This is a genomic window from Candidatus Margulisiibacteriota bacterium, assembly GCA_028715625.1.
Classification (GTDB): domain Bacteria; phylum Margulisbacteria; class Riflemargulisbacteria; order GWF2-35-9; family GWF2-35-9; genus JAQURL01.
Map to the genome: position 1 here is coordinate 3,276 of JAQURL010000074.1, position 9,352 is coordinate 12,627.

10 protein-coding genes and 2 pseudogenes are annotated in these 9,352 nt (G+C 40.8%); 6 read left to right on the top strand and 6 right to left on the bottom strand.

The genetic code is table 11. From position 1 onward, the window contains the following. Positions 1–81: 81 nt before the first annotated feature. Entirely contained in the window at positions 82–1,350 is a 1,269-nt protein-coding gene (locus tag PHV30_10330; GenBank protein ID MDD5457411.1) for an MlaD family protein, read from the top strand. Positions 1,351–1,730: 380 nt separating this feature from the next. After that, positions 1,731–2,789 carry a type I glyceraldehyde-3-phosphate dehydrogenase gene (gene gap / locus PHV30_10335; protein ID MDD5457412.1) on the top strand — a complete coding sequence of 353 codons (1,059 nt, stop codon included), beginning with the start codon at positions 1,731–1,733 and terminating at the stop codon, positions 2,787–2,789. Positions 2,790–3,071: 282 nt separating this feature from the next. Here gap and PHV30_10340 read toward each other — a convergent pair whose 3' ends face one another. From PHV30_10340 to trpB, 4 genes and pseudogenes are all read right to left on the bottom strand, one after another. After that, complete coding sequence (locus tag PHV30_10340) at positions 3,072–3,989, bottom strand: AEC family transporter (protein ID MDD5457413.1); 918 nt, start codon at positions 3,987–3,989, stop codon at positions 3,072–3,074. Beyond that, on the bottom strand, positions 3,986–4,717 hold the full coding sequence (trpA, locus tag PHV30_10345) for a tryptophan synthase subunit alpha (GenBank protein ID MDD5457414.1): 732 nt from the start codon (positions 4,715–4,717) through the stop codon (positions 3,986–3,988). Before trpA ends, PHV30_10340 begins: the two co-directional genes overlap by 4 nt. 94 nt (positions 4,718–4,811) lie before the next feature. Continuing rightward, positions 4,812–5,087 (bottom strand): annotated as a pseudogene (locus PHV30_10350) (GIY-YIG nuclease family protein). A gap of 265 nt (positions 5,088–5,352) precedes the next feature. Then, a complete protein-coding gene (gene trpB / locus PHV30_10355) occupies positions 5,353–6,516 on the bottom strand; it encodes a tryptophan synthase subunit beta (GenBank protein MDD5457415.1) in 1,164 nt (387 codons plus the stop codon). Between the two features lie 80 nt (positions 6,517–6,596). On the opposite strand from trpB, the gene PHV30_10360 reads away from it, so the two are divergent. The 4 genes from PHV30_10360 to PHV30_10375 all read left to right on the top strand — a co-directional run bounded on the left by PHV30_10360 (position 6,597) and on the right by PHV30_10375 (position 8,357). Further along, the gene (locus tag PHV30_10360; GenBank protein ID MDD5457416.1) at positions 6,597–6,953 is read left to right on the top strand and encodes a response regulator; all 357 of its coding nucleotides are present in this window, start codon (positions 6,597–6,599) and stop codon (positions 6,951–6,953) included. 90 nt (positions 6,954–7,043) lie between these two features. Further along, positions 7,044–7,397: a response regulator gene (locus tag PHV30_10365; protein ID MDD5457417.1), complete on the top strand. Its 354-nt coding sequence runs from the start codon at positions 7,044–7,046 to the stop codon at positions 7,395–7,397. Between the two features lie 88 nt (positions 7,398–7,485). Continuing rightward, complete coding sequence (locus tag PHV30_10370; protein ID MDD5457418.1) at positions 7,486–8,031, top strand: hypothetical protein; 546 nt, start codon at positions 7,486–7,488, stop codon at positions 8,029–8,031. A gap of 8 nt (positions 8,032–8,039) precedes the next feature. Next, a complete protein-coding gene (locus tag PHV30_10375) occupies positions 8,040–8,357 on the top strand; it encodes a hypothetical protein (GenBank protein MDD5457419.1) in 318 nt (105 codons plus the stop codon). Here the strand turns inward: PHV30_10375 and rsmA are convergent. Further along, positions 8,325–9,116, bottom strand: coding sequence for a 16S rRNA (adenine(1518)-N(6)/adenine(1519)-N(6))-dimethyltransferase RsmA (rsmA, locus tag PHV30_10380; GenBank protein ID MDD5457420.1), 792 nt, complete (start codon positions 9,114–9,116; stop codon positions 8,325–8,327). The two genes, PHV30_10375 and rsmA, sit on opposite strands and share 33 nt — an antisense overlap. Before the next feature lie 127 nt (positions 9,117–9,243). Next, a pseudogene (locus PHV30_10385) lies at positions 9,244–9,352 on the bottom strand (4-hydroxythreonine-4-phosphate dehydrogenase PdxA).

A 9,352-nucleotide genomic window follows, 5' to 3' on the forward strand; every position in this document is an offset into this window, starting at 1 on the left:
ATGACTAAACGGGAACAAAAATGGAAAGTTATAGAATGAAAGATTTGAGGGAACGCAAATTTATAGTAAGATATTATTAATATGAAAAAAGAAACTAAAGTAGGTTTTTTTGTATTTGTAGCCATGGTTATTCTGGTTACGGGCATTATTTGGAAAAGCAATTTGATGCTGCAGGCCAACGGTTATATGATTATCGGGTCATTCAAAACGGTCAGCGGACTTTTGACCGGCGCTGAAGTGCGTTATCGCGGATATTCTATCGGTAACGTGAATAAAATTACTCCCGGGCCCAAAGAAATAAGGGTATATATGTTTATCCAAAAAAATATCAATATACCCGAAGGCTCCAGACTGCGCATAGATTTTGACGGTCTTATCGGTGAAAAATACGTGAATGTTCTTCCCAATCCCAATTCCATGAACTTTATACACTACGGAGCTATTCTTCCGGGTTATGCGGCTTCAGGTATAGTGGACTTTGTAGATGCCGGTACCGAGAACCTGATGGAAACCAAAAAAATCCTGGAGGTCCTCAGCAAGATAATTACCAGCGAAGACAGCCAGTCATCCATTCAGGGTCTGATCATAAACCTGAACAAGATCTCGCAGCGTCTGGATTCTGTAATGACCAAAGTTGATACACTTTTTGAACAAAAAAATGTGCAGAATGTCGGACAGAATATCAGTGATATTTTAGTCGGAATAAAACGTGTAGTTACCAATGTCGATCAGTTAGTAAGCAAACTCTCAGGCTCGGTAGACAAGCAGGATGTGAAGGCCATTGTGAGTAATCTGAAATCCGTCTCCGGTAAAATGAACGATCTTACGGATTCTTTCAGCAAAGACAAAGACAAATTGCTGCAGGATTTGCAGCCGGTAATCCAGGGTTCAAAAGAAATTGTTGAACAGACCAAGGGTTTTACTAAAAGCTTAAACAATTCAACCTCTTTTTTCCAACAAACCTCAGTAAATTTGCAGGCGCAAGTCCTGAATAACAGCACCTACGAAGTCGGCAGTCAGGTAAGTGTGGGCGACAGTTCTTTAAAGTTCGACTGGGGTACGCAGGCCAATGACCCGAACCTCAAAGCCAAAAACCTGACTTTCGGCAAAAAAATTATGGATAAAGTGAAAGCCTCCATCGGTTTGGTTAATTTTTACCCGGGTGTAAAAGTTGACGTTAAAGTGAACGACAGTCTATCCCTGGAAAATGAATTATATAATCCGAATAATGTGGGCTATACATTGAAAGCCTATTATTATCTGGTGCCCAACATCAAAGCCATCCTGGGCCTGGACCAGAACCAGCAGAACAGCACCTTCACCTGGGGCCTGGGCGTAGATTCCTATTAGCTAAACCGTCATTCCAACCTGCTCCCTGAGGCTCTCGAAGGTGCAGAAAGTCATACTGAGCTAGTTTGCCCTGAGCTTGTCGAAGGGAAGTATGACATGGACATAAATACTTATTTGATTTGCGATCAGCCCTGTCATCCCCGAGTAATCGGAGATCTACCCATCAAGAAGCAGATTCCCGATCGAGTCGGGAATGACATTCAAAAAATGAACATACAGTTGATCGCAAACAAACATTCCCTTCACCCTTCACCCTTCACCCTTCACTTTTCACTGTCCCCATAATATCCATCACATAAACTCCATATATATTCCCTGCAACAAAACCGATCCTCTTACGATATTTAATAGGTTTGAAAAAAAATTCAGGAGGTAGAAGTATGAATAGAAAAATTATTTCGGAAAATACAATAAAGGTTGCCATAAACGGTTTCGGCAGAATAGGCCGCCAGGTTTCCCGTATAATATTACAGCAAAATCCCAATATGGAAATTACAGGCGTTAATGATTTAACTCCGCTGGAGCAGTTAGTTCATTTGCTCAAATATGACTCTGCCTATGGACCTTTTCAAGGTTCTGTACGCATGACCCCTTCCAAAGACGGTATGATTGTAAACAACAAAATAATCCCTATTTACAGCGCCCGCGATCCTCATCAGATACCCTGGCAGTCCAGGCCTGATATAGTTGTGGAAGCTACAGGTATTTTCAGAAACGTGGGCGACGCGTCCAAAGCAGGATACGGAGCTCATCTTGATAACAAATACAGTCCCGCCAGATATGTAATTTTAACTGTTCCGGCAAAGGACAGTATCACTACAATAGTTATGGGTGTAAACGAATACATGCTGGACCCGCAGACCAGAATGGTTTCAAACGCTTCCTGCACCACCAATTGTCTGGCGCCTGTGGCCAGAGTTCTGCATGAAAGGTTTGGCATCATCAATGGGTTTATGACAACAATACACGCTTATACCAATGATCAACGTCTGGTAGATACCGGCCACAGTGATCTGCGCAGGGCCAGAGCAGCGGCTCAGAACGCTATTCCTACCAGCACCGGCGCTGCCAAGGCAGTAGGCCTTGTCCTGCCCGAACTTGTAGGCAAGCTGGACGGAATTTCCGTAAGAATACCGACCATCACCGGTTCACTGGTTGACCTGGTTGTTAATTTGCAAACCACACCGTCAGTTAGTGAAATCAATGCTGCGATGCGCGAGGCTGCGGAAGGAGAAATGAAAGGTATTCTGGCCTACACCGAAGACCCGATTGTTTCTTCAGATATTATCGGAAATTCGGCTTCTTCGATATTTGACTCCTTAAGTACAAAACAATTAGGAAGTTCAAATACTTACAAATTATTAACCTGGTATGATAACGAATGGGGTTATTCTTCCAGAGTTATCGACCTGGCCAGACTGCTAATGGGTAGAAGATAGTTTAAGATGTTATAGTCACCCTGAGCCTGGCTTGCCCTGCTCCCTGAGGCTCTCGAAGGGAGCAGAGCATCAGCATGACTACTAACCGTCATCCCGACTGAAGCGTAGCGTAATAGAGGGATCTTGGGATTAAAAGTACCAGCAACTCTTAAACTAAAGATTCCTCGACTTCGCTCGGAATGACGGCGCCAGCGCTTCGCTCCTCCGGTCGAAATGACGTGGCCCCCTAACACTTAACACTTATCTCTTATCTCTTATCCCCGAGCCCCGAGCGCTGCAGATTTATTTAAACAACCACTGTATTACCAAAAACGCCGGAATTACCAGAAGTATAAAGACCAGATACTGCGCAAACAGATAATTGTTCATGGTCAGAATATCCTTTTCTTTTTCGGGAATTGTTAAGAGGTTCATAGCCGGCGGCATCAGACTTTGAATGAAAAGTATTGTAAAGATATCCGCAGAGACAAACGGTTTAAGCATAATTACCAGAAGCGGGAACAGCAGATATTTGCTGATGGAAATTTTCAGATGCAGGATTAGATCGAGATTTTTCAGGTGTTGATATTGGTCAGCAATAAATCCACCGAATACAAAAAATAATATGGGGAAAAATAAAATTGATATAATTTTGGCCAGCGGTGCCAGAAGCGGCTGCAGGCTTTGGGCATCAGGAAGAAAAGTAAAAAAATGATCGGCAATGACCAAGGCAAAAGAAAGGATAGTCGCTGTTATGGGCGGATTAATTATTTCGCTGATATGAGTTTTTTTATTCATTATCCAGTAACCCAGAGAAAAAATTATCAGGTTAAACCCCACCAGGAACAGAAACAGAAGCAGAAGCAGCTCATGATTATTGGGGAAAGCCAGTAAAACAGGGAGGGGTAAATATCCGGCATTTTGGAAGGCCAGTATATTGAAAACAAATTTTTTCTCTGTCCTGCTGTAAAAAAATAAAACAAGCAGAGCAGCCGGAACAACAAAAAAACATTGTCCGAAAATTATAATTATATTGGACAGGAAATAATTATAATTAAAATTGTTCACAGTGGAAACAAAAATAAATAGCGGCAGGAGCAGAATGAAAACGATTTTATTTAAGATAAAAAATATTTGTTTGGGGAACCATTTTTGCCATCCCGACAAAAATCCGAGAAAAGTCCAGGCGGATAATATCAGAATGGTAGGTATAAGCGTCACGGAATAAGAGATTGGATAAACAGCTCGGTTTTACTAATACCATCTTTCAGGCTTTTTATAATACTCGTACCTACTATTGCCCCGTCAGCAATTTCCAGCGCGGCTTCTACATCCTTTTTGTTCCTGATACCGAAGCCCATGGCAATCGGGATTTTTTTGATAGATCGGACTTTTTTTATGGTTGTTTTCAAACGCGACATATCGGAAATGCTGTTGCCCGTTGTGCCCAGATAAGACATTAAATAAAGATAATAATCAGCCGAGTTTACTATGGCTTTCAGGGTGCTGTCATCCAGATTTTCCGAGATCATCCAGACAGATTTTATTTTTGAATTTTTGTTTAAATAGGGTTTGATAAAACCTGATTCGTTAAAAGGAAGATCAGGTATTAAAAGCCCCCTGACTATTTTTAATTCCGAAAAGTTTTTTATAAATTTTTTCAGGCCGTAAGCATAAAGCGGATTGGCGTAGGTCATTACGGTTATTTGCAGGTCAGGGAAACGGTTTTCATTAAGTTTCAGCGCTTCATATAAATCCTGCATGGCAAAAGTATGGGACGCTTTTTCCGCGGCCTCCTGGATCACCGGGCCGTCTGCTGACGGATCGGAGAAGGGTATGCCCAGTTCGATATAGCGAATGCCTGTTTCCTGACAAAATTTTAACAGCTGAATAGTAGTATTCAGATCAGGATAACCGGCCAGTATATAAGGTATTACATCATTATTCATTTATTTCAGTTTTCTTTATCAATACTTCGCCAGGTTTAGCATGACCAATGTTTATGTCACCCTGAGCTTGACGAAGGGTGACTATCGCACTGCACTTAGATAATATTTTTAATTTATTTATGTCACTTCTTATTAATGCCTCTTTTTTCAACCTAGACCAACCTTTTATTTGTTTTTCCGCTTTAATTGCATCCCTTGGATCAGCAAATGATTGTCTATAAGCTAACTCAACTGGTTTTCTTCTGTATGTATAGCACCGGGTATCGATTCCTAAATTATGTTCATTAATACGTTTATCTACGTTATTTGTGACACCGGTATAATAAGAATTGTCGCTGCATTTTACTATATATATGTAAATATTATTCATTTTATACTTTCTCTAGGTCATGCTTTCCTTCGACAAGCTCAGGGTAAACTGGCTCAGTATGACCAATGTTTATGTCACCCTTCGTCAGGCTCAGGGTGACTCTTGCACTGCACTCTTAAACAAAAGATTCCTCGACTTCGCTCGGAATGACGCCTTTCACGTTTCACTTTTCACGTTTCACGTTTCACGCGTCACCCTTCACGCTTCACGCTTCACCCTTCACCCTTCACCCTTCACGCCCTTAACCCTTAACCCTTATCTCTTATCACTTATCTCCTAATATAATTCCCATATCCTTATCTCCCCGTCCCGAGAGATTTACAACAATAATACTGTTTTTCTTGATTTTTTCAGCCAGCTTGAAGGTATAGGCTAAAGCGTGTGAGCTTTCCAGGGCTGGCATTATGCCTTCCTTTTCTGTTAAAAGATGAAATGCTTTTTCTGCTTCCTTGTCCGAGACAGATACATATTCTGCCCGGTGTTTGTCTTTTAGAAAGCTGTGTTCAGGCCCCACACCCGGGTAATCCAGCCCGGCCGAAATCGAATGGGTGGGCGATATCTGACCTGTAGGTGTAGAAAGTAAATAAGAAAATGACCCCTGAAAAATTCCCGGATGACCTTTGCCCAGAGTGGCGCAATGCTGCCCCATTTTTTCTCCCTGTCCACCGGCTTCCACACCGATTAACCGAACAGCAGGATCTTTAATGAAAGCCGAAAATATCCCGATGGCGTTACTCCCGCCGCCCACACAGGCTATCACATAATCAGGAAGTTTTTTTTCTTTCAGCCGGATTTGTTTTTTTGCCTCCCGGCCGATAATGCTTTGAAAATATCTTACAATTTCCGGATAAGGGGCGGGTCCCATGGCCGAACCCAGTAAATAGTAAGTATTCCGCAAGTTGGAAATCCAGTCTTTAAATGTTTCGGTAACAGCTTCTTTCAGGGTCCTGCTGCCATAGGGCACACCACGTACTTCCGCTCCCAAAAGCTCCATGCGCTGTACGTTGGGCTTTTGTCGCTTCATATCTTCTTCTCCCATGTATACCACACAATCCATGTTCATCAGGGCTGCTGCTGTGGCTGTGGCTACTCCATGCTGACCGGCGCCGGTTTCAGCTATGATCCTGGTTTTGCCCATGCTTCTGGCCAGCAGTATCTGCCCCAGGGTATTATTAATTTTATGCGAGCCGGTATGGTTCAGGTCCTCGCGTTTCAGATAAATTTTTTGCGAAAACTGTTGGGATAAATTACGTGCGAAATAAAGCGGAGAAGGCCTGCCAACGTAATCTTGCAGTAAAGATTTAAATTCATCAGTGATTTTTTTATTTTTTTTAAAGGCCTCAAACGCGCTTTCCAGTTCGTGCAGAGCCGGAATCAGCAGTTCAGGAACGAATTGTCCTCCGTATTTGCCAAAATAATGTTTTTTCATAATTTATTTCATTGTAATATGGGAAAGAAGTTAAAACAAATATTTTTTTTTAAGCTAAACTAATATACAATATAATCAATATGGTAAAAATATTAACAGTTGATGATGCGTATTTTGTCCGGATCAAGCTGAGAAATTTTCTGGAAAGCAAAGGTTTCGAGGTAGTTGAGGCTGGTAACGGGCTGGAAGCTATCAACCAGCTTCAGGCAGAAAAACCGGACATTGTGTTTTGTGATATTACAATGCCGGAGATGGACGGCCTGGAAACCTTAAAAAAACTGAAAGAACTTAATCCGGATGTAAAAGTGGTAATGCTTACCAGTCTGGGAGAACAAACAATACTTATGGAAGCCCTTGCCGCGGGAGCCCTCAATTTTCTGGTTAAACCCTTTGAAGAAGATAAAGTGCTGGAAATTATCAATAGTATTATAAAATAGGGAGTTATACTCGTATTTGAGAAGAGTATATACAATTATGGGAATTTTAGGTAATATTAAAAAAAGATCATAAGGGTTGGGTGCATATTTATGGTAAAAGTGTTAGTGGTTGATGATAAGTATTTTGTGCGTTTGAAAATAAAAACTCTCCTGGAAAAAAATGACTACGTTGTAATAGAAGCCGAAAATGGCGTGGAGGCTGTAAAAGTATACGAATCCGAAAAACCTGAACTGACATTATGCGATATTATTATGCCGGAAATGGATGGAATTTCCGCCCTGAAAAAGATCAGGGAAATCAATCCTCAGGCCAATGTAGTTATGATCACCAGTCTGGGAGAACAGTCAATACTGATGGAGGCATTGTCCACAGGCGCGAAAGAAGTTCTTCTTAAACCCTTTGATGATGAAAAAGTATTGATGATTGTTAAGAAATATACATAAATAACAATAAATATCGATAAATTTTTCTGCTGTTTGTAACGATATATTACTAACTGGAAGAATAAATTTTTAATTTGAGGAGAGGGATATGGATTTTGTAATACACCAGAAAACTCAAAAAATTGTTCACCCCACAGATTATCTGAAATTAATTCATTTGGATAAACAAGTTGCTGTTAAAAGAAACAGTTTCAAACAAATTCCAGACGATGTGGAACTTATGGAAATGACAAAAAACAGTCTGGAACTGTCTAATGTGTTATCTTCGGAAGTAGTAGAAGAATTGTCCGACAAATTGATTTATTATTATTTTCATTTTCTTATCAACAGGGACCAGAAAATAAAAACTCATTTTTATAATGGTTTTATCAAGTTAATGACAGAACTGATAAAAATGGGATACAAGATGAACAGTTTCGGCTTTATTAAAGAAATTTCCTCTGAAAAAAGAAAACATACCGAACAGTTAATGGCTTCTTTAATTGAAAAAATAGAGGCTGACCAGTCTGCTTATCATTATAAGGAAATCAGCAGACTTTATGAGAATGCCAGAATGGAACACACAGCTTATGGCGAGCATATCGAGCCTCTGCTTAATACCATTATACAAAGGCTGCCCGTAGCCTTCTATTAAGGTGAAATATGCGTTATAAAATCGTCAGTATCCACAGGAATAAAGTGTATGAGAGCTGCCAGTCGGTGCAGACCATTGAAGAAAGCTCTGATATTCTCTATCTGATTTATGATTCCAGACATGAAAAAATATTAAAACCTACCGAAAGCAATGTAGAGGTTTATCTGGCTGATCAGATATTTTCTTTTTTTCTGGAGTTCAAGACAGGTTATATATTATTACACTCCGATCCCTGGAAACCCATACCCAATAAAGAATTGAAAGACAGGCTTATGGCTTTAGTCAAAAAAACTTCAGGCGGTAGGTTTGTGATGTTCGCCGATTAGATTGCTGAGTTCTATATAAGTATCAATCTCCAGATCTTCTCCGCGTATTGTTTCCTTTAATTTCATCTTGTTAAAAATTGATAGCAGAATATTTTTATCGGTTTTCATATAGGGTGATTTATTCAGACAATTCAGCAAAGTTTTCCTTTTTCCCCAGAACGCGCTGCGAATTATGGCGTTATACACTGATATATCCTTTATTCTTGTCAGAAATTCTTTGGCAGGTGTGATTTGAATATAAGCTGAATCTACATTGGGTACGGGATAAAAAGAATTTCTGGAGACATTAAACAGTTTTTTCACTTTGGCCCTGGTCTGGCAGAATATAGCCAGTGAACTGTAATCTTTTTCTCCGGGCCGGGCTGTTATCCGTTGAGCGATTTCCTTTTGGACCATCAGGTACATGTCTTTAAGCAGAGGGTATTGCAAACATTTTTCAATTATCGGGGTGGTAATATAGTAAGGGATATTGGCAACAACAATAAAAGCTTTATCTATAGTAAAGTCACTTTCCAGAAAATCCTGCAAAAAAAGCTGTACGTGCTTATAATTTTGTAATCTGGTTCTGGCTTGTTCATAAACCAGCCGGTCTATCTCATAACTGTATATAGGTGTCTCAATATTTTGGGCCAGAATTTCTGTAAGCAGGCCGCTGCCTGTACCGATTTCCAGGACCGGATAATTCCTGGGAATAACCCCTATAATTTTTTCTCTGATATTTTTATCAAAAAGAAAATTTTGCCCCAGACTTTTTTTCACGCCTCACCCCGCCTCACCTCGGCACTTCGTGCCACCCCTCTCCGCTTGCGGAGAAGGGAAGTTTCATTGAATCATTTTCTCCCTTTCTCCGTTTACGGAGAGAGGGTCGGGGAGAGAGGCGGTGTGAGACCAGCCTTATTGCCAGCTTTATCGCCTCAGTCATACTGGAAGGATCGGCCAGCCCTTTGCCTGCTATATCCGGAGCAGTACCGTGATCGGGTGATGTGCGTACAAAC

What these genes read in the sequence shown, in the direction of transcription:
- PHV30_10330 (MDD5457411.1), top strand. Translation starts at nt 82, where the DNA reads ATGAAAAAAGAAACTAAAGTAGGTTTTTTTGTATTTGTAGCCATGGTT.
- gap (MDD5457412.1), top strand. Translation starts at nt 1,731, where the DNA reads ATGAATAGAAAAATTATTTCGGAAAATACAATAAAGGTTGCCATAAAC.
- trpA (MDD5457414.1), bottom strand. Translation starts at nt 4,717, where the DNA reads ATGAATAATGATGTAATACCTTATATACTGGCCGGTTATCCTGATCTG.
- trpB (MDD5457415.1), bottom strand. Translation starts at nt 6,516, where the DNA reads ATGAAAAAACATTATTTTGGCAAATACGGAGGACAATTCGTTCCTGAA.
- PHV30_10360 (MDD5457416.1), top strand. Translation starts at nt 6,597, where the DNA reads ATGGTAAAAATATTAACAGTTGATGATGCGTATTTTGTCCGGATCAAG.
- PHV30_10365 (MDD5457417.1), top strand. Translation starts at nt 7,044, where the DNA reads ATGGTAAAAGTGTTAGTGGTTGATGATAAGTATTTTGTGCGTTTGAAA.
- PHV30_10370 (MDD5457418.1), top strand. Translation starts at nt 7,486, where the DNA reads ATGGATTTTGTAATACACCAGAAAACTCAAAAAATTGTTCACCCCACA.
- PHV30_10375 (MDD5457419.1), top strand. Translation starts at nt 8,040, where the DNA reads ATGCGTTATAAAATCGTCAGTATCCACAGGAATAAAGTGTATGAGAGC.